Below are 23,466 nucleotides of genomic sequence, written 5' to 3'. Positions count from 1 at the left end.
ATCACCTCCGTAGTCGCATACGAGAACGCCGGGCGGGCTGAAGAAGATTCAGCCCGCCCGGCGTTCTCGTGCGTCCGGAGCCTCAGGTCTTCGGAGCCGTGGGATCGACCGGCGCCACGTCGACGGCGGTCGCCCCGTGCGGCGGAGGCATCTGCCGCAGCGCCGCCTCACGCGAGTACGAGCGCAGATAGCCGACGACCGTGTTCGTCACGGCCACGAGCGGCACGGCCACCACGGCCCCGCCGATCCCGGCGACCATCCCGCCGGCGGCCACGGACAGCACCACCGCGAGCGGATGCACCCGCACGGCCCGGCCCAGGATGAACGGCTGGAGGATGTGCCCCTCGATCTGCTGCACGGCCAGTACCACCGCGAGCGTCATGACGGCCGTGAAGACGCCCTGGGTCACCAGCGCCACGACCACCGCGAGCGCGCCGGAGATGACCGCGCCCACGAGCGGGATGAACGCGAACAGGAAGATGAAAACGGCGAGCGGCACCGCCATCGGGACGCCGAGGAAGAAGATGCCGAGCCCGATGAAGATGGCGTCGATGAGCGCGACTATCACCGTGCCGCGCACATACGCGGTGAGCGTGCGCCATGCCCGCGGTCCCGCACCGGCGATGCCGGGGCGCGCCTGCGCCGGGACGAGCTTGAGGGTCCACTCCCAGATGCGCCGGCCGTCGTAGAGCAGGAACAGCGTCGAGAACATCGTGAGCAGGATGCCGGTGAGCGCCTCGACGATGACGGTGACACCTTCGAGGCCCGCGGACGTGATCTGGTCGGTGTTGGCGCCGACCGCGTCGCGCAGGGACTTGGCGATTTCGTTGATCTGACTCTCGGTCACATGGAACGGGCTGTTGAGCAGCCACCGGCGCAGCTCGTCGATGCCGTCCTGGATCTGGTCCGAGAGGTTGTCGATGTTCTCCTGTACCTGCCAGACCACGAACCAGCCGACGAGCCCCATGACGACGAAGCCGAGGATCGCGGTGAGCGCGGTCGCCAGGCCCCGGGGCACGCGGCGCTTCCTGAGCCGGGCGACGGTGGGCTGGAGCAGCGCGGTGATGAGCATGGCGGCGACGAAGGCGAACACCACGAGCTGTACGGCGCTGATGACCCTCATCAGGACCCAGAGGGTGCCCGCGAGGACGAGCAGCCGCCAGCTGGCCTCGGCCGCGACCCGCATCCCCCACGGCACGGCCGCGACGGGGTCGGGCCTGGCCGCTATGGCGGGCGCGTACGCGGGCGGCGGGGGTACGTGGTCGCCACCGCCGTTCTCCGGCTGAGTGCCGGGCACTTGGGACGCTGCGGGGGCCGCGGGTGCCTCAGCGGTGCCGGCCGTGCCAGGGGCATGAGGGGGGCGATGAGGGGCCGCACCGGCGGCGGCATCCGGAACGGAGTCGTCCGCGCGGGCGTCACGCTCGGCCTCGGCGCGGCGCTCGTCCAAGCGCTCCCCTATACGGCTGAGCTCGTTGCCGAGCCGGCCGAGCCATCCTGGAACTCGCGACATGATCTGTCCTCTTCCCCCGTGCTCGCTCACCACTCCCCCGGGAGTCGTCGGCTCCGACCGTACATGGCCTGAGCCCCTCACCGTAGGACGGCGAGGGGCTCAGGAAGGTTGACGGGCCACGGGGCCCGTCATGAAGCTGTACCGGCTCCTAGTACCAGCTGTTGGCCTGCCAGAAGGACCAGGCCTCGCACGGGCTGCCGTAGCGGCTGTCCATGTAGTTGAGGCCCCACTTGATCTGGGTGGCCGGGTTGGTCTGCCAGTCGGCGCCCGCGCTGGAGTACTTGGACGCGGGCAGCGCCTGGAAGAGACCGTAGGCGCCGGAGGAGGCGTTGGTCGCCCGGTAGTTCCAGCTGGACTCGTGGTCCACGATGTTGCTGAAGCACTGGAACTGCCCGGCGGGCACCATCTGACGCGCCATCGCCTGTATCTGCGACGTCGAGTAAGAGGCCTGCGTGGCGAAGCTGGAGGCGTCGCGGGTGGCCGAGCGGCTGGCGACCTTCTTGGCCTCCGCGCGCTCCTTCGCCTCCTGCTCCGCCTTCTCCTTGGCGTCGGCAGCCGCCTTCTGCTTGGCGACGGCGTCCTCGGCGGCCTTCTTACGGGCCGCTTCCTCCGCCGACTTCTGAGCGGCGTTGTCCGCGGCGATGGCCTGCGTCTCCGCCTGCTGCGTCAGCGTGGCGGTCTGCACCTGGGCCTGCTGACCCGCGGGTATGTCGGCGAGGAGGGTCGCGTCGCTCGCCGTGGCCTCAGCCTCGTTGTTCGAGGGCTGAGCGGTGCTGCCCGAGGCAACACCCACGACTGCGCCGACTGTGGTGACCGCGGTGGCCGAAGCCACTGCGAATCCCCGGACCGAAATCCGGCTCACACGGTTTCCTTCCAGCATCGCCCGCTGTAGGTGACCCTCGCGGACGCAATCGTGCCCCTGACGCTGGCCTCCCAACTGCGGGGTCACGGGAGACACGGGCCCGGTGGGCAACTCCCTCTACGGGAGCGCCGCGTGGTGCTCGGGCGGCATACGACGGCCTCTGTGAAGTTCTGGTGTTTGTGGTGCTCGTAATGCTGTGGATGCACAAGTGTCGTATGCGGGGCCTGACAGGACTGAGACTCTGCCGGACGCGGTTGCCTCAAGGCAATTCTCATCCAAGTGGGAAAGCTCACACCTCGTTTGCCCCAACGGTTTCGCGGAAACAAGCGCACGGCACAGCGCCGCCCGGCTAAGCTCCTGGGCTTCGCCGGGCGGCGCCAACTACCGTGTAACCCCTACAAGATGGGGCGCTTCGCTCGCTCTCTCCTCACAGGGGCCCCTCCTCCAGCATCTCGGTGACCAGGGCCGCGATCTGCGAACGCTCCGACCGCGTGAGCGTGACGTGCGCGAACAGCGGGTGTCCCTTCAGCTTTTCGACGACGGCGACCACTCCGTCGTACCGGCCGACCCGAAGGTTGTCGCGCTGCGCCACGTCGTGCGTGAGCACGACCCGTGAATTCGCCCCGATCCGCGACAGAACGGTCAAAAGGACGTTCCGCTCCAGGGATTGGGCCTCGTCCACGATCACGAACGCGTCGTGCAGGGAGCGGCCGCGGATGTGGGTCAGCGGCAGGACCTCCAGCATGCCGCGTGCGGTGACCTCCTCGATGACCGCCTTGCCGGCGACGGATCCCAGCGTGTCGAAGACCGCCTGCGCCCACGGGCCCATCTTCTCGGCCTCGGTGCCGGGGAGATAGCCGAGCTCCTGGCCACCCACCGCGTACAGCGGACGGAAGACCATCACCTTCTGGTGCTGGCGCCGTTCGAGCACCGCTTCGAGGCCCGCGCACAGCGCGAGCGCCGACTTGCCGGTGCCGGCCCGGCCGCCCATCGACAGGATCCCGATGTCCGGGTCGAGGAGCAGATCGAGCGCGATGCGCTGCTCGGCGCTGCGGCCCTTGATGCCGAACGCCTCGCGGTCACCGCGCACCAGACGGACGTTGCCCTCGGCCGTGATCCTGCCGAGCGCCTTGCCGCGCTCGGACTGGATGGTGAGGCCGGTGTGGACGGGCAGTTCCGCCGCCTCTGGCACGTACAGGCTCTCCTCCTCAAAGAGGAGGTCCACCTGCTCACCGGAGAGCCGCAGCTCGGACATTCCGGTCCAGCCGGAGTCCGTGATGGCGAGCTCCGCGCGGTACTCCTCGGCGAGCAGGCCCACCGACGACGCCTTGATGCGCAGCGGCAGGTCCTTGGAGACGACGGTGACGTCGTACCCCTCGGCCTGGAGGTTGCGGGCGACGGCGAGGATGCGGGAGTCGTTGTCCCCCAGGCGGTAGCCCGCCGGGAGAACGCCCGGATCCGAGTGGTTGAGCTCGACGCGCAGGGACCCGCCCAGATCGCCGATGGGGATCGGGGCGTCCAGGCGTCCGTGCCGGATACGGAAGTCGTCGAGCAGGCGCAGGGCCTGCCGGGCGAAGTACCCGAGCTCCGGATGGTGCCGCTTGGCCTCCAGTTCCGTGACCACGACGATCGGGAGCACCACTTCGTGCTCGTCGAACCTGGTCAGGGCGTTCGGGTCGGCCAGCAGGACGCTGGTGTCGAGAACATAAGTGCGCCGGTCGGGCTGGCGCTTGTTGCTGGTCACCACGGAAGGACGTACCCCCTCGGATGAGGTCGGGGAGCGACAGAGGGATCCAGGGCCGGGCGGGGCGGGTCGTACCCGCCGGTCGACGGCCGCCATGCATGGGCCGTGGACCGGCCCCCAGCCTCTCCAGCGGAACAGGTGCTGCCCGCGTGGTCGTCCTGGCGCAAAGGGCCTCCCGGGCGGACAGCCCCGTGCCGTCCGCTGAGACTCGACGTCCGTGAATCGGACATCGACCTGGAAGGCTTATTCCCTCGAACACGCGCGGCCATGCCACGGCATATGACGGCGCGCGCGTTAACTCCTGGTGACGTATGTCCCGGGGGTCAGCCGCCGTAACGCCGATGCCGTGCGGCGTAATCCCGCAGGGCACGCAGGAAGTCCACCTTGCGGAAGGCGGGCCAGAAAACTTCACAGAAGTAGTACTCGGAATGGGCCGACTGCCAGAGCATGAATCCGGACAGCCGCTGCTCGCCACTCGTACGGATGACGAGGTCGGGGTCGGGCTGCCCGCTGGTGTAGAGGTGCTTCGAGATCTGGTCGATGTCGACGCTCTCGGCGATCTCCTCGAGGCTGGTGCCCTTGTCCGCGTGGTCGAGCAGCAGGGAGCGCACCGCGTCGGCGATCTCCTGGCGGCCGCCGTAGCCGACCGCGACGTTCACGAGTATCCCCGTGTTGTCGGCGGTGGCCTGCTCGGCCTCCTTGAGGACGGTCTGGGTGCGGGCCGGGAGGAGGTCGAGGGTGCCCACGTGGTGGACGCGCCAGCGGCCGTCGACGGCGAGGCTTCGGACGGTCTCCTCGATGATGCCGAGGAGCGGCCTCAGCTCCTCCTCGGGACGGTCGAAGTTGTCCGTCGACAGCATCCAGAGGGTGACGACCTCGACGTCCGTCTCGGCACACCAGCCGAGGAACTCCTCGATCTTGTACGCGCCGGCCTGGTGGCCCTGTGCCGCAGTGCCACCGGAGGCCTTCGCCCAGCGCCTGTTCCCGTCGAGGATGACCCCGATGTGTTTGGGCACCTGGTCGTGGTCGAGACGGCCTTCCACCCGGCGTGCGTAAAGTCCGTACACCAGGTCGCGCAGGTTCACTGTCTTTCAGCCCCTCCGTGCAGACGGCAGTCCCCGAGGGCGAAAGCCTACCGCTGTAAGCCGCCGCCCACTCTGTGGGGTGGCCGTGCTCCGGTGCTGTGGGCTGTCGGTGCTCTGACGTAGCTTCGTACCCATGAACGACACCTCTTCGTACCGCGCCGCCGCGGACCGCTACGACTCGATGGAGTACCGGCGCACCGGCCGCAGCGGTCTCAAGCTGCCCGCGATCTCGCTCGGCCTGTGGCACAACTTCGGTGACGACCGCACCCTCGACTCGCAGCGGGAGATCCTCCGCCGCGCCTTTGACATCGGTGTCACCCACTTCGACCTGGCGAACAACTACGGGCCGCCCGCCGGCTCCGCCGAGCTGAACTTCGGCAAGATGTTCGCCCAGGACTTCGCCCCGTACCGGGACGAGCTGATCATTTCCACCAAGGCGGGCTATCTCATGCACCCGGGCCCGTACGGGGAGTGGGGCAGCCGCAAGTACCTGCTGTCGTCCCTCGACGCGTCCCTGTCGCGGATGGGCCTCGACTACGTCGACATCTTCTACTCCCACCGCTTCGACCCGGACACCCCGCTCGAGGAGACGATGGGCGCGCTCGCGTCCGCCGTGCAGCAGGGCAAGGCGCTGTACGTGGGCGTGTCCTCGTACAACAGCGAGCAGACCGCCGAGGCGGCGCGCCTGCTGAAGGAGATGGGTGTCCCGGCGCTCATCCACCAGCCCTCGTACTCGATGATCAACCGCTGGACCGAGGACGACGGCCTCCTGGACACGCTGGAGACGGCCGGCATGGGCTGCATCTCCTTCGTGCCGCTCGCGCAGGGTCTGCTCACGGACAAGTACCTGAAGGGCATCCCGGAGGGGTCGCGCGCCACGCAGGGCAAGTCCCTCGACCCGGGTCTCGCGGGCGACTCCGAGGTGATCCGCCGGCTGAACGGGCTGAACGACATCGCCCAGCGCCGCGGCCAGTCCCTCGCGCAGCTCGCGCTCAACTGGGTACTGCGGGACGATCGGATGACGTCGGCCCTGATCGGCGCCTCCAGCGTCCGCCAACTGGAGGAGAACGTGGCGGCTCTGGCAGGCCCGAAGCTCACCGACGAAGAGCTGTCCGAAATCGACTCGTTCGCGGTGTCGACCCCGGGCACGAACATCTGGGCCGGGCGGAGCTGACGCCTCCCGTTCCGTTCCGCGGGCCGCGCGCCCGGCGCACTACGCGCCGGGGGTGCGCGGCCTGCGGAACCACGCGCCCGCGCTCGCCTGGCTCAGCAGGACGACCATGACGACGGCTCCGACGAGCGCGATGGGCCCGCCGATGTTGCCGCGCAGCGTTCCGCTCAGGCCGAGCAGGATCTGCACCCCCGCGACGACGAGGGACGTGACGCGCAGCCCGCGGCCCGCCCTCCCGTAGAAGCAGGCGAGGACCAGCAGCACGACGCCGAAGATGTTCCCGCCGAACGCGGCGCCGGCGACCCGCGCCCCCTCCGTCACACCCACGGCCACGGAGGCGAGGAGGGCGAGGCCGACCATGACGTACGTGGTCGTCCGGGCGGCGCGGAGCGAGGACGGCATGCTCAGGGGCGGCGCGGGGGCGAAGTGCGGGTTCACCCCGTACGGACCCGGGGCGTTGTAGGGGCCCGGGATGTGGGGGACGGGGGCGCCGTGCTGACCGGGACCGCCGTACGGGCCGGGAGCGGTGGGCGGCGCCTGGTGCGAATAGTCGTTCGGCATGCCGCGGACTCTAATCCCGGCGCCGGAACCGGGGGGCGCACGCGCGCGGCCCGGTCGGAGACAAAAAACGGGCCGGTCCGTGGGGGGGAGACGGACCGGCCCGAGGGGGGGTTTCCACCATAACCCTTCGTAAGTGATGGTGGGTGCATCGGCGTGCCACAACTACTCTCCGAAGTCACCCGGCGACGGCTGGAGGGCTGTTTCCGGCCGCTTCGCGCGGGGTTTCGCGACGGTTCTCCCGGCTTGTGGCATGGCCGGACGCCCCCCCTCAAGGGTGAGCCGTGCGACGAACGCGCGCTTGACGCCGGGGCCGCCCGGAGGTTGGCTGCGCACCCATGGCGACCTTCACCGTCCCCGGGCTCGATGCCGAACTGCCGCTGGAAATCGCGGAGTCGGGACCTGCGCGGCGGCGTGGCCTCCTCGGCCGGGACGGGGTGAACGGCGCGCTGCTGCTGACGTCGTCGTCGAGCGTGCACACCGTGGGGATGCGCTTCGTCGTAGATGTGGCGTATTTGGACCGGCGTGACACGGTGCTCGCCGTGCGGACGATGCGGCCGGGACGGATCGGCCGCCCCCGGCTGCGCGCCCGGCGTGTCCTGGAGTCCGAGGCGGGGACGATGGCCCGGTGGGGCGTGCGGCGGGGGGTTCGGGTGACGATCCGGGGGCGGTGAGGGTGGGGCGGCCGGGGTCGCGGGGGCGGGTCGCCGGCCCTGGCCTCTGGAGTCCCGGTAGGTCCGGTGGCCGCCGAGGCCCGACGGCCGAAGTGGCGGCGAAGGCACGCGGCACCGCGCAGCCCCCTCCACTGCACGGTGCCGCCGCGCAGCTTTGCTCACGCGAATTACCTTGGTCTGAACCTACGTGAAGGTGACACGTGTAGCGAGCCATAGTCGATAACGATGCGGAATCGGTTGGACGCCGAGCCTCCGGAAGAGACGAAGAGACCCGGCGAACTCCGCCCGCTTCCGCACCAATTGCCGAGATTCACCCGGCGTTCGGCTTGCGCGCCTCGATCAGATGGCGGGTGCTGTGGGCGACGAACGGCCCTTCCTCCGCGATCCGTTCATGCAGTTCGAGCAGCCGCGGCCGGTACGCCTCGACCGTGAAGCCCGGAACCATCCAGATCACCTTGCGCAGGAAGTGCACGACGGCCCCGATGTCGTAGAACTCGATGCGCAGGCGCTCGGCGCGCAGGTCGACGACGTCGAGGCCGGCAGCCTCGGCCTCGACGCGCTCGCCCTCCGGGTCGCGGCCGTTCCTGACTTCGTCCGGCTGCGGGCCGAGGAAGAACTCGACGACCTCGAAGACGCTGCTCGGGCCGACGTGCTGCGCGAAGTACGTACCGCCGGGCGCCAGAACCCGGGCGATCTCCGCGAACGGGGCCTTCACCGGGTGGCGGCTGGTCACCAGGTCGAACGTGCCGCCCGCGAACGGAAGCGGCGCCCCCTCCGGCGAGGCGACGACCACGACGCCGCGCGGCGCGAGCAGTGCGGAGGCCTTGGCGACGTTGGGCGGCCAGCCCTCGGTGGCGGCGATCAGCGGCGGCAGCTTCGGGGCGGAGGCGAGGACCTCGCCTCCGCCGGTCTGAAGGTCGAGCCCGGCCGAGGCCCGGCCCATGCGCTCGCCCATGGCCCGCGCGTACCCCCAGGAGGGCCGCTCCTCGGTGGCCCGGCCTTCGAACCACGAGAAGTCCCAGCCTTCGACGGGGGCGGCAGCGGCCTCCGCGACAAGCTCGTCGAAGGGGCGGCCGGCATGGGTGGGGGGTGTGCTGCTCATGGGGCCATGTTCGCAGCGAGGCTCCCACGACGGCACGTGCTTTTTGTGCCGACCGGGCCGTCCCGTCCGCCCTTCGCGGGAGGGGGCGCGACATCCTGCGGGAGCTGATCGACGGGCCGGCGGGGGACCACCAGGGGACGTCCGCATGCCCCGGGTCGAGGACATCTCTCACCGAACTCCCGCACGGTTCCTGACCGATCCGCTGAAGTACCGATCCAATGAAGTACGCCGAGGCAGGGGCGGTAACCGCCCGCCCCTTCCTCGGCCTACGAAGTCTCCACGTACCCTGGGCGGATCCGCTCCGGGCACCGCTGCCCGACACAGGTAACGGCACCGTCCGTCCCGCGCCGAAATGCGAGCTCATGTCCGATCGTTCCATTCGCTCCGTTCGTTCCGCCCGTTCAGCGATAGCGGCCCGTACCGCACGTCCAGCGGAAGCGGCTCGCTCCGCACGCTCGGCGATAGCGGCCCGTTCCGCACGATCCTCGATAGCGGCCTGGCTGACCCGCCTCTACTTCGCCCGGCTCCGGAAGAAGGGCGGCCTCGACCTCTCGGTCCTGTCGAAGCTGCCCGACGCCGCGCTCCTTCCGCTGCGCCGCGAGGGCCTCGACCCGGTGGCCGAGATCGGCGAACTGCGTGACCGGGAGCCGGTCAGCAGGCTGCCCATCCCCGGCATGACGGTCTGGCTGGTCACGGGATACGACGAGGCGAAGGCGGTACTGGGCCACGGGTCCGCCTTCAGCAACGACTTCCGGAACCTCGTCGGCAACACCGGTGTCACCGACGACCAGAACCCGGGCGGACTCGGCTTCACCGACCCGCCGGACCACACGCGGCTGCGGAAGATGCTGACGCCGGAGTTCACGATGCGCCGGCTCTCCCGGCTGACGCCCCGTATCCACGCCATCGTCGAGGAGCGCCTCGCCGACCTCGCGAAGGCGGCGGACGGCGCGGGCACGGTGGACCTCGTCGAGCACTTCGCGATGCCGGTGCCCGCGCTGGTGATCTGCGAGCTGCTCGGCGTCCCTTACGAGGACCGGGACGACTTCCAGCAGTTCTCCGTGGCCCGCTTCGACGTGTTCGGCGGCGCGGGCGCGTCGTTCAGCGCCGTGTCGCAGTCCCTCGACTATCTGCGCGGGATCGTCGCCGAGCAACGCCGCAACCCGGGCGACGGCCTCCTGGGCATGCTCGTACGCGAATACGGCGACTCCATCACGGACGAGGAGCTCACCGGCCTCGCCGACGGTGTCCTCACCGGCGGCCTGGAGACCACCGCGAGCATGCTGGCACTCGGCACGCTCATCCTGCTCCAGAACCCCGAGCACTTCGCGGCGCTGCGCGACGCGGAGGATCCGGAGGCCGTCGCCGCGCCTTTCGTCGACGAGCTGCTGCGTCACCTCACCGTCGTCCAGACCGCGTTCCCGCGCTTCGCACGCGAGGACGTCGAGATCGGCGGGGTCCAGATATCAGGCGGGGACATAGTCCTCGTCTCCCTCAGCGCGGCCGACCGCGACGCGCGCCTCGGCGAGGACATGGACAGTTTCGACCCGTCCCGCCAGGTCACCGGCTCCCACCTCGCGTTCGGCTACGGCATCCACCGCTGCATCGGAGCCGAACTCGGCAAGATGGAACTGCGCGCGGCATTCCCCCAACTGGTCCGCCGCTTCCCGGAGTTGAAGCTGGCCGTGGAGCCCCGCGACCTGGAGTTCCGCAAGCTGTCGATCGTGTACGGAGTGGACACACTGCCGGTACATGTGGGCTGAGACTCGGCAGACGGCGCAGACTGCGCAAGGGGTCTCATCGGCGCCGCCGTGATGCTGTCGCTCGGCGGCTGACGGCTGACGGCTGACGGCTGACGGCTGACGGCTGACGGCTGACGGCTGACGGCTGACGGCTGACGGCTGACGGCTGACGGCTGACGGCTGACGGGATGTTCCGGGATTCATCATCGCGCCGGCGACCCGTGGGCGCCTATCTCGGCCCCGCCAAAGGAGTCGTGAGGGGCAACAGCGCCGGCCTGCGGTGAGCGAAGCCGTTCGACGTCAGCTCTGATCCCCCGTGCCGCGCTCGCCCCTCGGGAACGAGACCTCGACCCTTCGGTTCTTCTTGCGGCCCTCTTCGCTGCTGTTGTCGGCGATCGGGTAGTCCTCGCTGTAGCCGCGCACCGCGAACGTGAGCTCCTGCTCCTGCGAACCGAGCGCTGCCGCGAGTGCGTCGTGCACGGCCTCCGCGCGCTTCTTCGAGAGCGTGAGCCCGTGTGCGTACGTCCCGAGGTCGTCCGTGAATCCGAAGACGCGGACGTTCGTGGCGTTCTGCGCCTTGATCTCGTCGGCGATGGCCTGGATCCGGGACTTGGCGCCCGGATTCAGCTTGGCACTGTCCTTCGGGAACAGCACCTCCGCCTGGAGCGCGAACGTCACGTCCTGGTTGGTGTCCACCCGCCGCTCGTCACCGGACAGGTCCTCGACGACGGACTTGATGTCCAGCACCTTGGCCGGCGCGAGCGTGGCGCCGTCGGCGAGCTTCAGGCCGGGGCTGTTGGCGTCGACGTCCGGGGGCGGAGAGGTGGTGGTGCTGCCGGGCGGGGCGCCGGACGGGTCGGGGTCGTCGGCGTGGGCGAGGCCGCTGCCGCTCAGGGTGAGGGTGATCAGGGCGGCGGTGGTGGTGGAGAGGGTGGCGAGGGTTCGGATGAGGGGCATGGTTACTCGCCCTCGGAGATTTCTACGGTGGCGGGGGGCATCGTCGGCACCTGGAGCTGAACCTTGGTGGTGCCCTCGGGGGGTGCGGGGAATTGGGCGAACCAGTCGATGGTCCCACCTTGTGGGACGCCACCTTGGAATGTCGTGCAGAGGCAGCGCCCAGAGGTGTCCCGGAGGATGAGGTACTTCTTCTTGCCCGTCTCATCGACAAGACTCGCTCCGGCCAGGGACCCGCCGTTCTTCTTGAGTTCTTGTTCGTCACTGATCCACTCAGCGCCGACCCAGCGGCCCTCGGTGCTGTTCAGCACCCTGCCACTGACGGTCACGAAGCCGCCGCCATCTCGTGCGGCCGAGGTAACGGTGAGCGTGATGCCGTTGCTCTTCACTTCGGCCAATGTCTTATCCGTCGGTGCCCCCGGCGATGCCTTGCCCTGTTTTTCACCACGGTCCTGCTTCGCAGGAGTTGACGATGAAGTCGCCTTGCCGGACTTGCCATCATCACCGCCTCCACAGCCGGCCACGGAGAGAGCCAGCCCAGCCGTGATCGCTACCGCGGTCAGTACCTTTCGGCCCTTCATCGCTTTGCCCTCTCGTCGTTCGCTCATCAGTCGGCCAGCCGCACGGAGAACAGGACGGATGCGGCTGGTAGGTCTTCCGGCGTGAAGTCGCCCGGGTCGATCTCGAAGTCCTCACCGCCGTCGCAGTGGAAGACCACGTCCTTCTTGGGATCCGCATCGGGGTCAGCCTCACAACGGGGCTGGATAACCGCTGTGGCCTCCGCCTTGGCGTGCCTCGACTCCGTGCCAGGGATGATGGATTCGCCAACGGTGTACCGAGTCCGGATCTGCACCCTGTAGCCCGGGTACCCGTTGACTGTCCTGGGTTGGACGGCGCCCAGGACAGTGGAGTCGTTGTCCGCTGCCAGTTGCTCCGCAGCGACCTGTGCGCCGTCTCCGGTGAACCCCTCGCCCGCCAGCCAGTCGAGCCAGTCGCCCCCATCTCCGATCACAAGCCCAAGACCGTCAATCAGTTCATCCCGACTGTCCTGAGCCGCAGCCAACGCCGCTGCGTCAGCAGCGGATTGAGCCCCGTTACGGGCCGAGGCGGCTTGAGCGAAGGCGAAGAACGCGAATGCGGCGAAGAGCAGGATCCCAGTCAGCCAGATGTAGATCGGGAGTGTCTGCCCTGAGTCGCTCCACGTCCTGCGACTGATCAGCCGCCGATGACGTCGTCGACCGCGTTGCCGATGGCCTGGGAAATTCGGCCGTTCAAGCCCAACTGGTCGATGAGGGTGTAGATCCCCGCGATCAAAATCATCAACCCCGCATACTCCACAAACCCCGCCCCGGAATCCCGCCCTCTTCCGCGGACGCGGTCCCCCACCGTCACGGTCCACTTCACCCACACCCCGAGCACGCGTTCCTTCAGCACGGTTTCCCCTTCGTTCCCGCACGACTTCGCCGCCCCGAACCTCCCGGGCACCATACGCAACGTACGGGAACTGCAACCCTCTGTGCCGTGTTTCGCACATTAACGGCGCGCGCTTGACCGGAAGTTGGTCGCTTCCTGTCATGCCCTTCACCGCCCGTCGTATGCCACTACGACCCCACCCAGGTCGCGGGCGACCTTCGCGCCGAGGATGGTGTCGCAGAGGTTGACGGTCCAGTTGCCCGCGGTGACCAGCTCGGCGGGGACGCCCCGGCACTTGATCGCCTCGCGCAAGGCCGCGTCACGGCGGGCGTGGGTCGATTGCAGGGGCAGCACCGCACAGTTGGGGTCCCCCGAACCCGGCTTCCCCGTCTCGCACTTGTTGCTGCCGGCGCTCGTCGCCTCCCGCCGGAAGCAGCCCGCCGACGCGGCCAAGTGGTCCGCCGGGGCGCCCGTCTTCTTGTAGGTGGGCGTGGAAGGGATGTACTCGATCGACTTACCGATCTCCGTCTTCGACACGACGTCGGGGTCGACGACCGACAGCCCGATCCCGGCAGTCAGCGATACGCGGACTGCTCGCATCGAGCTCTCCGTCCCCCCGATCGTCAGGCCGCCCATCGCCGTCGTCACTTCCCCTCCCCCCGGAGACCAGTGCGCTATTCGCAAGTGCCAACTCATCGCTCCGGTCACTGTAGCCAGTCGATGCGCCACTCAGCAGCCCTTCACCGTCGCTGCTTCAACTGGCGCGCGAATTCGGCACCCCGGCATGGATCGAATGAGCAACGACCGGCTGCGGTCCTGCGTGCCGCTGCGGCAGATGTCTGCGCGCCTGACTGCCGTCGCGCTGTGCACCAGCCCCGAGCTTCACACCAACCAATTCAGGTCAACTCCCGTACATGGCACAACACTTGTCCCGGCCGTCGCACGGTTCTCTGAGCAGCGCAGACAGTCTTGAGCGCTCCGGTACCGGTCGACCGGAATGAGTCGAGAGTGCCGTCGGCCTCCCCGTCCGAGCCGGTCGAACAGTTTCCTGATGAGGGACCCGGCGGATCGTCGCGCAGCGCACCCGCCCGTAACTTCTCGGCGCCAACCGCATTGTGCACAGGTGAACTTGGGCAACGCATCTCGGGGTCACTCCCCGGGCCACGGGGAGGAGACCACGTATGCCGTGGGACGAGTGGGAGCAGCTGAAGAGCGATGCGGCCGAGAGGCATTCCGCAGGGATGCAGCTCAATCAGTACCCGGCCGGCGAGGGCCCCGGGAGCGGCAGCACAACCAGCAGCGTCACCGGCGGCCTGAAGTCCAGCCAAGGCGCCTGGAACAAGGCAGGCGAGGGGGTCGCGTCGCTGCATGAGGGGATCGGCAGGGCACAGGCCGGCCTCGGTGACGGACAGAAGGGGCTCGGGGACGGCGCCGCGTGTCTGACGGCAGGTGCGCAAAAGGAGGTCTACACCTCCTGGATGCGCTATACGAAGGCCGTCAGTGAGCGCTGCGACGGCATCAAGGGAGTGTTGCACCAGGTGGGGCGCGATCTGCTGAAGACCGATGGCGACGTGAAGGCCGAGCTGGACAAACTCAAGACGAAGTACGCGGATACTCAGGCCCTCGGCGGCCAGGAAAAGGGGCGGTGACGGGCCGCCATGGATCTCGCGACTCTGAAGGCCCTGAAGCCCTCCGAATGGCAGGATGCCGCTGACGGATACCGTGCCACCAGCGACATGGCCGGTGCAGCCAAGGACCACATCGACAACGTCATTGTCGCTGGGATGCGGAAGTCCCTGAAGGGCGACGCGCTGGACGCCGCGGTCAAGGAGCTCGGGCGGCTCTCGGCGAACTTCCACTACACGCAGATTGAGTGCGGGCTCGTGAGTACCGCGTTGAACGGTTTCGCCTTCGACATGGATGCAGCGCAGAAGAAGTTACAGTCCGCGCTCGACGACGCCGAGGCCCACAAGTTCACGGTGAATTCCGACGGCAGCGTCACCTACCCGGAGGGACAGCCGAAGAACGGTGTCGAGACGCCGCCCAAGGGCGGTACGGCGGGTGGCCGGACCGACCCCACCGCCCAGGCCATCGACCGACAGGCCGCCGGCTTCGATCCCAACCCCAATTTCGGGCTGGCTCAGGGCATCGCGGACCGGATCGCCGGCGCCCTCGAAGAGGCCACCGAGGGCGACGCGAAGTGGTCGCCCAAGTTGAGAGCCCTCAAGGCCGACGACGACCTCACCGTGTCCAAGCACGACTTGAAGGACGCACAGTCGGACATGGGCGGCGTACGGGACGCGGGCAAGGCTTATCTGGACTCGATCAAGACACCACCGAAGAACGGCAGCCCCAAGGAGAACGCCGACTGGTGGAAGGGCCTCAGCCCGGAGGAGCGGGAAGCGTATCTCTCCCTTCATCCCGACGCCGTGGGCAAACTGGACGGAGTGCCCTCAGAGATCAGGGACGAGGCCAATCGCATCGTGCTCGGAGAGAAGGAGGCCGACTACCAGATCCAGCTCGACGGAATTCCGAAGCCGCCCGCCAACGAGTGGACGTGGATCACCGCAGGAATGTACCCGTCCAAGGTGCACACCGACGAGTGGATGGAGTGGGACAAGAAGTACGGCGACCAGTACCGGCACCTGAATGCCTCACTCAACGGCATGAAGGCCATCCACACCCGGTTCGACCAGACCGGCAAGGGTGGTCTGCCCGAGGCGTATCTGCTGGGCTTCAGCCCGGAAGGGAACGGCCGGGCCATCGTGGCCACCGGAAACCCGGACACCGCGCAGCACCAGGCGGTGTACGTGCCGGGTACGACAGCCAGTTTGGACAAGGTCGGTGGCGACATCGACCGCATGACCGAGCTGTGGCGTCAGACGCAGGAGTCGCAGCCCGGCTCGTCCGTATCGACCATCACCTGGCTCGGCTACGACGCCCCGCAGGATGTCGTCAAGGACGCTCCCTTCGAGCACTACGCCTACGACGGCGCGCCCGCCTACCGCCAGTTCATGGACGGCCTCGACGCCTCCCACAACGGCCCCGGTGAGCCGCACCGCACCGCCATCGGGCACTCGTACGGCACCACGCTCATCGGAGCAGCCGCGCAGAAGGGCGACCTGAACGCCGACGACGTGATCTTCGCGGGCAGCCCCGGTGTCAAGGTCGGTTCCGCGGAAGAGATGGACGTGCCGAAGGGACATGTCTGGAATGAGGAGGCGGATGGCGATCCGGTGCCCGACATCGGCCGCTGGGGCCACGGTGGCAGCCAGTGGAAGCTGGGCGGCGGCACGTTCCTCATCCCCAGCGACGACCAGTTCGGCGCCCACCAGATGAACACGCACGCCGAAGGGAGCGGGCCTACGGCCACCAAGGGGTCGGAGGGTCACAGCGAATACTGGAACAAGGACACGACCGCGCTGAAGAACCAGGCGCTTGTTGTGGTGGGTGAGCCCAACGACGTCACCGCCCCCAAGTGACTCTCCGACACCACCACGAAACGCCTCCGAAAGGACGCTAAGGACCCCCATGCTCTGCATCCCTCGCCGTCGCCACCTCGCCGGCGCCCCCCTCGCCCTTGCACTGACCGCACTTCTCCTCACTGGATGTGGCATGACTGACTCCGACAGCAGCGGCTCCGGCGCGAGCAAGTCCAACGATGTGTCCTCGGGCGTCCCCGATGCAGGTACCGCAACCACCGAGGACGCTGCCGACACTCTGGAAGCTGTCTCCAGCCAGATCCACGATTTCGCGGGCGTACCTGGGAAGGCCTCCGAAGCAGGTGCCGGGGTCCAGGAGTGTGACGGCAAGGACCCGAAGAAGTTCTTCCGTGTCTGGCACCCGTGGAACTTCGCGCCGAAGAAGGCCAGTGACATCGACGTCGCCATGGAGAACCTGAAGAAGAAACTGAACACCGGCGGATGGGTGATCAAGGATCTCTACCACGACAACAGCCCGAACAAGAACCTCAATCTCGTCGCCGACAACGACTCGAAAAAGGTCAGTGTCCGGATCACCCAGTACGGCAAGCGTGAAACTCCAAGCCTGGGCATCACCACCATCTCCGGCTGCTACCAGGTACCCGAGGGCGAAACCGTAGAGCAGTTCTGACGCCTCGGCGCTCGGCTTTCAACGTCCCAGGATCGAACCGAAGTTGGAACCGGAGCCGAGGAACATGCCCGTCGCGATGAGGATCATCGTGGCCGGGAGCATGAAGACGAGGGTGACCATCGTGGCCTTCGGGATCGTCTTCGCGGCCCGGCGACGGGAGTTCTGGGCGTCGGTGCGGCGCATGTCCGTGGCGATCTGGATGAGGGTCTCGGCGATGGGTGAGCCGAGTTCCTCGCCCTGCTGGAGCGCGGAGACGAACTGGGCGACCTGTTCGGACGCGTTGCGGCGGCGCAGCTCGTCGAAGGCCTGGCGCCGGCTGACGCCCATGTCCATTTGCCGGAGCGTAATGCGCAACTCGTCGGCCCACGGCCCCTCGTACTTCTCCGCGACGCGGTCGAGCGCCTGCCGGAAGCCGAGGCCCGCGCTCACGACGACGGCGAGTACGTCGAGGAAGTCGGGGAGCGTGCGGTCGATGACCTCTTTGCGCTCGCGTGTGGCCTGCCAGATGAGACCGTCCGCGGCGAGGAGGCCGAACGCGAGAGTGAGGGCGGCGAACAGGGTCTGGCCGTTGGTGAGGAAGACCAGGCCGAGGACGACGCCGAAGACCCCGTAGACCGCGCGGCGCGCGGCGTAGCGGTCGATGGTGAGGCCGCCCGGGTTCCCCGCCATGTCGATCTTGCGGCGTTTCGAAGTGACGCGGCGGGGGCCCATGGCCCGCAGGACGAGGGGGGCGAAGCGCATGCCCAGGCGGTCGACCGCGGACCCGGCCGCCGAGACACGCGTCGCACCGACCTCCAGGGCGATGGCCAGGTCGCCGGGGAGCTTGGCCTCGGCGCGGTACATGCGGATGCCCAGGAAGATCCCGAGGACGGCGAGGCCCATCGCGAGGGCGAGCAGCAGCCCGATCAGACCCGTACTCATGACCTGCCTACCTCGCTCGCCGTGCGCCGGGTGCCGGACGCCGGATGCCGGATGCCCATGTCAGACCTCGATCTTTCCGAGCCGGCGGATCACGAAGAACCCGATCCCGTACAGGCCGAGCGAGACGAGGATCAGCGCTTGGCCGACCGGCGATCCCGTCACCCGGGCCAGCGCGCCCTCGTTCGACGAGTTGATCAGGAGCAGCGAGCCGAGGCCGAGGAGCGGCACGGTGAACGCGGTCGCGTTGACCTCGGAGAGCATCGTGCGGATCTCGCGCCGGGTCTCCTTGCGGTCCTCCAGGGTCTGGGTGAGGTTTCGCAGGGACGACACGACCGAGCCGCCCGCCTTGTTGGCGAGGACGAGGGTGGTGACGAGGACGACGAGTTCGCGGGACGGGAGGCGTTCGGCCAGCTCACCCAGGGTGTCGTCGATGGTGCGGCCGAGCGAGAGCTGGTCGGCGACCATGGACAGCTCCTCGCCGGCGGGAGCCTCCAGCTCCTCCGCCGCCATCGCGAGCGACGTCCGCAGGGCAAGACCCGCAGCCGTCGCGTTGGCCAGGAGGCGGGCCACGTCCGGGAGTTGGTTGATGAACGCCTCGATGCGCTTCTGGCGCTGCCAGTTCAGGAAGATCACCGCACTCCATACGCCGACGAGCCCGGCGATCGGCCCGAAGAAGGGCGCGAGCGCGGCCGAAGCGATCAGCCAGAGGGCGACGACCACGGCAGTCACGTACGTGAAGAACTCCCCCGCGGTCAGGTCCAGCCCCGTGGCGGACAGGCGCAGGTGGATGGCGCGGCCGAGACGCGTGCGGCGCAGCCTGCGGTCGACGGTGGCGAAGCGGCGTACGCGGCCGGAGGCGCCGCCGTGCGGGCCCGCGCCCGAGAGGCCGTCGAGCCGGTCGACGAGGGCCTGGCGCTGCGCGCGCCCGGACGCGTACGCGTGGAGGCCCGCGACGGCGAGTGCGCAGGTGAGGATGGTGGCGCCGAGGGCGATGAGGGCGGGGTCGCTCATGATCCGCCACCCTCGCCGACGGGTCGCTCGGTCCTCATCCGATGGCCTCCCTCGTGTTGCGTCCGTCGATGCCGTCGATCACGCCGAACGCGGGCGGGATCGGCTCGTTCGCGACGTACAGGCGCTCGGCCACGCGCCGTGGCAGCGGCAGGTGCTCGAACGTGCCGTGTACGCGGTGGTCGTGGCCCAGCGGGTGCGGCACGAAGCGGGAGACCGTCGAGATCCTGAACTGTTCGCGCCCGTGGGAGACGAGCAGGGCGATCTCGGTGACCTTGCGTGTGCCGTCGGCGTGCCGGGTGAGCTGGACGAGGACGTCGACCGCCGAGTTGATCTGGTCCTTGAGGGCCTCGAACGGGATCTGCACCTCGGACATGGACCCGAGGGTCTGCAGGCGCATGAGGGCGTCCTCGGCGGCGTTCGCGTGGACGGTGGCGAGCGAGCCGTCGTGGCCGGTCGACATGGCCTGGAGCATGTCGAGGGTTTCACCGCCGCGGACCTCGCCGACAATGATGCGGTCGGGGCGCATGCGCAGGGAGTTGCGGACAAGGTCGCGGATGGTGATCTGGCCCTTGCCCTCGACGTTCGGTGGCCGCGATTCGAGACGGATCACGTGGTCCTGCTGGAGCTGGAGTTCGGCCGAGTCCTCGATGGTGATGATGCGCTCGTGGGGCGGGATGAGGCCGGAGAGCGCGTTGAGGAGGGTGGTCTTCCCGGAGCCCGTACCGCCGCTGACGATGACGTTGAAGCGGGCGCGGACGAACGCGGACAGCAGCATCAGCATCTGCTCGTCGAGCGAACCGAGCCCGATCAGCTCGGGCAGGGTGTACGCGCGGGGGAAGCGGCGGATCGTGAGCGTCGCGCCCGTGAGGGACAGCGGCGGGATGATCACGTTGACGCGCTCGCCGGTGGGCAGGCGGGCGTCGACCATCGGGTTCGACTCGTCGACGCGCCGGTTCACCGTGGAGACGATGCGCTCGATGGTCTGCATGAGCTGCTCCTGCGAGGCGAAGCGCAGAGGGAGCTGTTCCACGCGCCCGGCGCGCTCCACGAAGATCGCGTCCGGGCCGTTGACCATGATCTCGGTGATGGACGCGTCGGCGAGGAGAGGTTCCAGTACGCCGAGGCCGAGCGCCTCGTCGACGACGCGGCGGACCAGCTGGCTGCGTTCGGAGGAGGAGAGGACCGGGCCCTCGCGGCTGATGATGTGGCCGAGGACGCGTTCGAGCCGCACCCGTCGGTCGGCCGCCGCGAGCGACGACATCTCGGCGAGGTCGATCTCCTCCAGGAGCTTCGCGCGGTAGACGGCGACGAGGCCGTCGTCGCGCGAAGCGCCGGGCTCCTCGCGGACCGTCACGCGTGATCGCAGGCTCATGGTCCGGCTCAACCCCCTTCCGGGTCACGGTCGTTGGGCATGGTGGCGGTGCGGCGCACGTCCCACCGGTCGTCCAGGAACGGGACGAGGACCGGGACGTGCACGGTGACGGTGGCGGTGGTCGTGTCGCCGCCACCGCCTCCGGCGTCGATGTCCGCGTCGAGCCATTCGCTCATCGCGGCCCGCCCGGCGCCGGTGCCGTCGCCGCCCTGCGACTGCACGCGGGCGGCGGCCCTGGCGCCGGAACCGGCCTGGTTCGCGCTGTAGCCGACGAGGCCGAGCTGGATGGCGGCCATGCCGATGAGGAGGAGGAAGGGCAGAAACCCGGCGAACTCGAGGATGGAGACGCCTCGGTCGTCGGTGAGGGGGGTGGGGCGAGGGTGGGGGCCGACCTCCGTCTGGCGGGAGCCACCCACCGTGCCGCGGCGGGGGCTGCTGCGGGGACCGTGGCGAAGGCCGCTCTCCACCCGCAGCCGCCGCAGACAGCCACGCCCGCCCAAGAACCGGAGGCTGTAGCGCGGGCCACTCTCCACCCACAGCCGCCGCATCCGCCGCAGACGGCCGCTGTCGCGGGGACCGTGGCGAAGGCGACTCTCCACCCGCAGCCGCCGCAGACAGCCACGCCCGCCCAAGAACCGAAGGCTGTAGCGCGGGCCACTCTCCACCCGCAGACGCCGCATCCGCCGCAGACGGCCGCTGCCGCGGGGACCGTGGCGAAGGCCACTCTCCACCCGCAGCCGCCGCATCCGCCGCATCCGCCGGAGACGCCCCCGCGCCCCCGAGACCCGGCGCCTCACGGTGCGCCCCCCTGATCGTCCTCCCTCGCGGCGCCCGCCTCGCCCTTGACGGTCCACCCGGCGTCGATGCCGGGGAAGAACACCGGCACCTCCAGCTGCACGGTCGCCTTCATCACCGAACCGTCGGGTCCGCAGGTGATGGCGGCTCCCTGCCACGCCCCGGGCAGATTCTTCTCGCCCGCGGTCTGGCATGCGCCCGCCGTGTCGCCGGTCCCGGCCTCGGCGGAGGTCGCGGCTCTGGCCGCCTCGTCCGCCGCGTTCCCGGCGAGCGAGTACGTGTACCCGTACAGGACGCACTGCCACAGCAGCCCCATGACGACGAGCAGCAGCGGGAACATGCCCGCGAACTCCAGGGTGACGGCGCCCTTGTCTCCCGCGCGGCGGCGCGCGCGGCGGCCGGGTTCCGCGGCGGCGGCGTCGACCAGGCCCAGCTCGCCCGCGAGCCCCCACAGCGCCTGCTTCACCGTCGACCGGCTGTCGAGGTCCTGCATACGGCCCGCGTCGACCGCGGCCTGGAGCTCCTTGTACCCGGCGGGCACGCCGACGCGCGCGACCCGGGTCCCGGTCACGCGCTCCACCAGGGACGCGGTGATCTCGGAGCCGCGCGCGGAGCGGTTGACGACGGTGACGGTCTCCTCGGCCTTGCGGATCTGGAGGCGGTCCCACATACGGATCATGCGCTTCGCCGCGCGTACGGCGACGACATCGGGGGTGACCAACAGGACGGCCTGGTCGGCGAGTTCGACGGCTGCCGCGTTCGCGGACCCCATCTGCGTACCGCAGTCGATGACCACGAGGTCGTAGCGGCTGCGCAGGGCCTGGACGACCTGGCGGGCCACGCGGTCGGTGACCTCCTCGCCGCGCTCGCCGTCGGAGGGTGCGAGGAGCAGGCCGAGGCCGGTCTCGTGGGTGAAGACGGCGTCCTGGAGGACGCGCGGGGTGATGTCGCGGATGGCGGCGAGGTCGGCGACGGAGCGGCGGAACTGGACGTCGAGGTACGAGGCGACATCACCGGACTGGAGGTCGAGGTCGAGGAGCGCGACCGACCGGCCCGACGCCTGGGCGGCCAGGGCGAGTTGGACCGCGGTGACGGTGGTGCCGACGCCGCCCTTCGCGCCGGTGACGGTGATGACGCGGCCGCCGGACGTGCCGGCCGTGATCGCCAGCTCGCCGCCGCTGCCGAGATGCCTGCGCATGCCGCCGGCCCAGGACGCGGCGGCCTGCACGCGCTCGGCGAGCGCGTCGTAGCCGAGGGGGAACCCGACGATGCCGCGCGCGCCGGAGTCCATGGCCGCGGTGACCAGGGCGGGGCTGGTGTCGGCGGTGGCGAGGACGACGCCGACGGCCGGGAAGCGCAGGACGAGGTCCCGGATGAGGTCGAGGGCGGGCACGGGCCCGATCCGCTCGTGGACGAGGACGACCTCGGGCAGTTCGTCGAGGGACTCGGCGGCGAGCCGGGCGAGGGTGTCGAGGAGGGCGGTGGAGTCGGCGACGGGCGGCGCGGGCTCGGCGTCGGGCAGCTGCCCGAGCAGCGTGACCAGGGACCGGGCGGCGTCCAGGTCTCCTACCGCGGGGAGAATACGGATGCTCATACGGCGCCTCGCCTCCTCTCTCTTACGCTCACTTGTGCGCTTCTCTTACTCTCACGTGCGCGCTTCTCCGACTCTCACTCACGTGCTACTTGTCCTCGTCGAGGGTGTACGAGCGGTCGCCCGGTGGGACGGCCGCGTCGGTGCCCGCGGCGACGAGGGCGAGCCGGACGTGGGTCGCGAACGACTCCGCGTACGCGACGCGCTGCGCGTCGGCGGGGTCGAGGGCGAAGGTGATCGGCACGGCCTCGCCCTGCCGGCGCCGGCCGTTGTCGCCGCCCTGTTCGTCGATGGGGGTCAGCTTGCCGACGTCCATGACTTCCGCGTTCTGGACGATGACCTTGGACTGGTCCTTGGTCTTCTCGTTGGCGGCCTTGAAGGTGGCGTAGATGTTCACCTTCGACCCGGGCGTGATCTTCCCGGCGACCCCGGTCTCCGCGTCGATCATGATGGCGATCTCCTGCTGCCCGTCCCGGAGTTGCGGCCGGGCGACGATCATGTCGGTCTGGAGCAGGGACCCCTTCTTGAGGGTCGTGACGGCGATCTTGCCGCGGATCTGGCTGAGGCTGGTCACGGCGGTCTTCGACAGCCACCGCTCGGGCATCTCGACCTTCTCGAACCGGTCGGCGGTCAGCTCCTTGTACGGCGCGACATCGTCCTTCAGCCGGTACGCCGCGACCTCCGGGCCCACCTTCGAGTTCACGTCACGGATCACCGAAAGGACCCCGGCGAAGGCGCCGACGGCGCACAGGGCCGAGATGACCAGCAGGATGACGCCGCGACGCTGACGTGAGTTCATGGACCGGACTACCTCGTGGGGATCTCGTCGGGGGATCTAGTTCGTGAAG

General features: G+C 69.3%; 23 protein-coding genes. 6 read left to right on the top strand and 17 right to left on the bottom strand.

Going from position 1 to position 23,466, the window contains the following annotated elements; genetic code table 11:
* Positions 1-82: 82 nt before the first annotated feature.
* The 4 genes from ACIPWY_RS29870 to ACIPWY_RS29855 form a co-directional block, all read right to left on the bottom strand.
* Positions 83-1,510, bottom strand: a complete 1,428-nt coding sequence (locus tag ACIPWY_RS29870) for an AI-2E family transporter (protein ID WP_362903560.1) — start codon at positions 1,508-1,510, stop codon at positions 83-85.
* 148 nt (positions 1,511-1,658) lie between these two features.
* The gene (locus tag ACIPWY_RS29865) at positions 1,659-2,390 is read right to left on the bottom strand and encodes a lytic transglycosylase domain-containing protein (RefSeq protein WP_362903558.1); all 732 of its coding nucleotides are present in this window, start codon (positions 2,388-2,390) and stop codon (positions 1,659-1,661) included.
* 409 nt (positions 2,391-2,799) lie between these two features.
* Positions 2,800-4,119, bottom strand: coding sequence for a PhoH family protein (locus tag ACIPWY_RS29860; protein WP_362903556.1), 1,320 nt, complete (start codon positions 4,117-4,119; stop codon positions 2,800-2,802).
* A 320-nt stretch (positions 4,120-4,439) separates the two neighbouring features.
* Complete coding sequence (locus ACIPWY_RS29855; RefSeq protein ID WP_362903554.1) at positions 4,440-5,201, bottom strand: isoprenyl transferase; 762 nt, start codon at positions 5,199-5,201, stop codon at positions 4,440-4,442.
* Between the two features lie 133 nt (positions 5,202-5,334).
* On the opposite strand from ACIPWY_RS29855, the gene mgrA reads away from it, so the two are divergent.
* Entirely contained in the window at positions 5,335-6,375 is a 1,041-nt protein-coding gene (gene mgrA / locus ACIPWY_RS29850; RefSeq protein ID WP_401535782.1) for an L-glyceraldehyde 3-phosphate reductase, read from the top strand.
* A 39-nt stretch (positions 6,376-6,414) separates the two neighbouring features.
* On the opposite strand, the gene ACIPWY_RS29845 is transcribed toward mgrA, so the two are convergent.
* Entirely contained in the window at positions 6,415-6,933 is a 519-nt protein-coding gene (locus ACIPWY_RS29845; protein WP_362903550.1) for a hypothetical protein, read from the bottom strand.
* Positions 6,934-7,268: 335 nt separating this feature from the next.
* Between ACIPWY_RS29845 and ACIPWY_RS29840 the strand changes: the two genes are divergently transcribed.
* Positions 7,269-7,604 (top strand): DUF192 domain-containing protein, encoded by a 336-nt coding sequence (locus tag ACIPWY_RS29840; RefSeq protein WP_362903548.1) that lies wholly within the window; start codon positions 7,269-7,271, stop codon positions 7,602-7,604.
* A gap of 310 nt (positions 7,605-7,914) precedes the next feature.
* Here the strand turns inward: ACIPWY_RS29840 and ACIPWY_RS29835 are convergent, their stop codons facing one another.
* Complete coding sequence (locus tag ACIPWY_RS29835; protein ID WP_362903546.1) at positions 7,915-8,706, bottom strand: class I SAM-dependent methyltransferase; 792 nt, start codon at positions 8,704-8,706, stop codon at positions 7,915-7,917.
* A 461-nt stretch (positions 8,707-9,167) separates the two neighbouring features.
* Here ACIPWY_RS29835 and ACIPWY_RS29830 point away from each other — a divergent pair, with 461 nt between their 5' ends.
* The gene (locus ACIPWY_RS29830) at positions 9,168-10,469 is read left to right on the top strand and encodes a cytochrome P450 (RefSeq protein WP_362903972.1); all 1,302 of its coding nucleotides are present in this window, start codon (positions 9,168-9,170) and stop codon (positions 10,467-10,469) included.
* A 279-nt stretch (positions 10,470-10,748) separates the two neighbouring features.
* Here ACIPWY_RS29830 and ACIPWY_RS29825 read toward each other — a convergent pair whose 3' ends face one another.
* The 5 genes from ACIPWY_RS29825 to ACIPWY_RS29805 all read right to left on the bottom strand — a co-directional run bounded on the left by ACIPWY_RS29825 (position 10,749) and on the right by ACIPWY_RS29805 (position 13,463).
* A complete protein-coding gene (locus tag ACIPWY_RS29825; protein WP_362903544.1) occupies positions 10,749-11,405 on the bottom strand; it encodes an OmpA family protein in 657 nt (218 codons plus the stop codon).
* 2 nt (positions 11,406-11,407) lie between these two features.
* Positions 11,408-12,010 carry a hypothetical protein gene (locus tag ACIPWY_RS29820; RefSeq protein ID WP_401535779.1) on the bottom strand — a complete coding sequence of 201 codons (603 nt, stop codon included), beginning with the start codon at positions 12,008-12,010 and terminating at the stop codon, positions 11,408-11,410.
* Positions 12,010-12,618 carry a pilus assembly protein TadG-related protein gene (locus ACIPWY_RS29815; RefSeq protein ID WP_401535892.1) on the bottom strand — a complete coding sequence of 203 codons (609 nt, stop codon included), beginning with the start codon at positions 12,616-12,618 and terminating at the stop codon, positions 12,010-12,012. The genes ACIPWY_RS29820 and ACIPWY_RS29815 overlap by 1 nt, the downstream gene beginning before the upstream one ends.
* Positions 12,618-12,836 carry a hypothetical protein gene (locus ACIPWY_RS29810; protein WP_401535777.1) on the bottom strand — a complete coding sequence of 73 codons (219 nt, stop codon included), beginning with the start codon at positions 12,834-12,836 and terminating at the stop codon, positions 12,618-12,620. The genes ACIPWY_RS29815 and ACIPWY_RS29810 overlap by 1 nt, the downstream gene beginning before the upstream one ends.
* A gap of 147 nt (positions 12,837-12,983) precedes the next feature.
* A complete protein-coding gene (locus tag ACIPWY_RS29805; RefSeq protein ID WP_362903539.1) occupies positions 12,984-13,463 on the bottom strand; it encodes a hypothetical protein in 480 nt (159 codons plus the stop codon).
* Positions 13,464-13,996: 533 nt separating this feature from the next.
* Here ACIPWY_RS29805 and ACIPWY_RS29800 point away from each other — a divergent pair.
* The 3 genes from ACIPWY_RS29800 to ACIPWY_RS29790 all read left to right on the top strand — a co-directional run bounded on the left by ACIPWY_RS29800 (position 13,997) and on the right by ACIPWY_RS29790 (position 16,928).
* Complete coding sequence (locus tag ACIPWY_RS29800; RefSeq protein WP_362903537.1) at positions 13,997-14,464, top strand: hypothetical protein; 468 nt, start codon at positions 13,997-13,999, stop codon at positions 14,462-14,464.
* Between the two features lie 9 nt (positions 14,465-14,473).
* A complete protein-coding gene (locus ACIPWY_RS29795; RefSeq protein ID WP_362903536.1) occupies positions 14,474-16,297 on the top strand; it encodes an alpha/beta hydrolase in 1,824 nt (607 codons plus the stop codon).
* 133 nt (positions 16,298-16,430) lie between these two features.
* Entirely contained in the window at positions 16,431-16,928 is a 498-nt protein-coding gene (locus ACIPWY_RS29790) for a hypothetical protein (protein WP_362903535.1), read from the top strand.
* 18 nt (positions 16,929-16,946) lie between these two features.
* On the opposite strand, the gene ACIPWY_RS29785 is transcribed toward ACIPWY_RS29790, so the two are convergent.
* From ACIPWY_RS29785 to cpaB, 6 genes are all read right to left on the bottom strand, one after another.
* Positions 16,947-17,849 (bottom strand): DUF5936 domain-containing protein, encoded by a 903-nt coding sequence (locus tag ACIPWY_RS29785; protein ID WP_362903534.1) that lies wholly within the window; start codon positions 17,847-17,849, stop codon positions 16,947-16,949.
* A 60-nt stretch (positions 17,850-17,909) separates the two neighbouring features.
* Complete coding sequence (locus ACIPWY_RS29780; protein ID WP_362903533.1) at positions 17,910-18,860, bottom strand: type II secretion system F family protein; 951 nt, start codon at positions 18,858-18,860, stop codon at positions 17,910-17,912.
* Between the two features lie 34 nt (positions 18,861-18,894).
* A complete protein-coding gene (locus ACIPWY_RS29775; RefSeq protein ID WP_362903531.1) occupies positions 18,895-20,232 on the bottom strand; it encodes a CpaF family protein in 1,338 nt (445 codons plus the stop codon).
* Between the two features lie 8 nt (positions 20,233-20,240).
* Positions 20,241-20,732: a TadE family protein gene (locus tag ACIPWY_RS29770; protein ID WP_393703751.1), complete on the bottom strand. Its 492-nt coding sequence runs from the start codon at positions 20,730-20,732 to the stop codon at positions 20,241-20,243.
* Between the two features lie 293 nt (positions 20,733-21,025).
* Entirely contained in the window at positions 21,026-22,621 is a 1,596-nt protein-coding gene (locus ACIPWY_RS29765; protein WP_362903529.1) for an AAA family ATPase, read from the bottom strand.
* Between the two features lie 85 nt (positions 22,622-22,706).
* Complete coding sequence (cpaB, locus tag ACIPWY_RS29760; RefSeq protein WP_362903527.1) at positions 22,707-23,417, bottom strand: Flp pilus assembly protein CpaB; 711 nt, start codon at positions 23,415-23,417, stop codon at positions 22,707-22,709.
* Positions 23,418-23,466 lie beyond the last annotated feature (49 nt).

The organism is Streptomyces sp. NPDC090032, assembly GCF_044748025.1.
Lineage (GTDB): Bacteria > Actinomycetota > Actinomycetes > Streptomycetales > Streptomycetaceae > Streptomyces.
Note: the sequence above shows the minus strand (reverse complement) of the source record. Positions and strands in the feature narration are given on the sequence as shown.

What these genes read in the sequence shown, in the direction of transcription:
- ACIPWY_RS29870 (WP_362903560.1), bottom strand. Translation starts at nt 1,510, where the DNA reads ATGTCGCGAGTTCCAGGATGGCTCGGCCGGCTCGGCAACGAGCTCAGC.
- ACIPWY_RS29865 (WP_362903558.1), bottom strand. Translation starts at nt 2,390, where the DNA reads ATGCTGGAAGGAAACCGTGTGAGCCGGATTTCGGTCCGGGGATTCGCA.
- mgrA (WP_401535782.1), top strand. Translation starts at nt 5,335, where the DNA reads ATGAACGACACCTCTTCGTACCGCGCCGCCGCGGACCGCTACGACTCG.
- ACIPWY_RS29845 (WP_362903550.1), bottom strand. Translation starts at nt 6,933, where the DNA reads ATGCCGAACGACTATTCGCACCAGGCGCCGCCCACCGCTCCCGGCCCG.
- ACIPWY_RS29840 (WP_362903548.1), top strand. Translation starts at nt 7,269, where the DNA reads ATGGCGACCTTCACCGTCCCCGGGCTCGATGCCGAACTGCCGCTGGAA.
- ACIPWY_RS29835 (WP_362903546.1), bottom strand. Translation starts at nt 8,706, where the DNA reads ATGAGCAGCACACCCCCCACCCATGCCGGCCGCCCCTTCGACGAGCTT.
- ACIPWY_RS29825 (WP_362903544.1), bottom strand. Translation starts at nt 11,405, where the DNA reads ATGCCCCTCATCCGAACCCTCGCCACCCTCTCCACCACCACCGCCGCC.
- ACIPWY_RS29820 (WP_401535779.1), bottom strand. Translation starts at nt 12,010, where the DNA reads ATGAGCGAACGACGAGAGGGCAAAGCGATGAAGGGCCGAAAGGTACTG.
- ACIPWY_RS29800 (WP_362903537.1), top strand. Translation starts at nt 13,997, where the DNA reads ATGCCGTGGGACGAGTGGGAGCAGCTGAAGAGCGATGCGGCCGAGAGG.
- ACIPWY_RS29795 (WP_362903536.1), top strand. Translation starts at nt 14,474, where the DNA reads ATGGATCTCGCGACTCTGAAGGCCCTGAAGCCCTCCGAATGGCAGGAT.
- ACIPWY_RS29790 (WP_362903535.1), top strand. Translation starts at nt 16,431, where the DNA reads ATGACTGACTCCGACAGCAGCGGCTCCGGCGCGAGCAAGTCCAACGAT.
- ACIPWY_RS29785 (WP_362903534.1), bottom strand. Translation starts at nt 17,849, where the DNA reads ATGAGTACGGGTCTGATCGGGCTGCTGCTCGCCCTCGCGATGGGCCTC.
- ACIPWY_RS29780 (WP_362903533.1), bottom strand. Translation starts at nt 18,860, where the DNA reads ATGAGCGACCCCGCCCTCATCGCCCTCGGCGCCACCATCCTCACCTGC.
- ACIPWY_RS29775 (WP_362903531.1), bottom strand. Translation starts at nt 20,232, where the DNA reads ATGAGCCTGCGATCACGCGTGACGGTCCGCGAGGAGCCCGGCGCTTCG.
- ACIPWY_RS29765 (WP_362903529.1), bottom strand. Translation starts at nt 22,621, where the DNA reads ATGAGCATCCGTATTCTCCCCGCGGTAGGAGACCTGGACGCCGCCCGG.
- cpaB (WP_362903527.1), bottom strand. Translation starts at nt 23,417, where the DNA reads ATGAACTCACGTCAGCGTCGCGGCGTCATCCTGCTGGTCATCTCGGCC.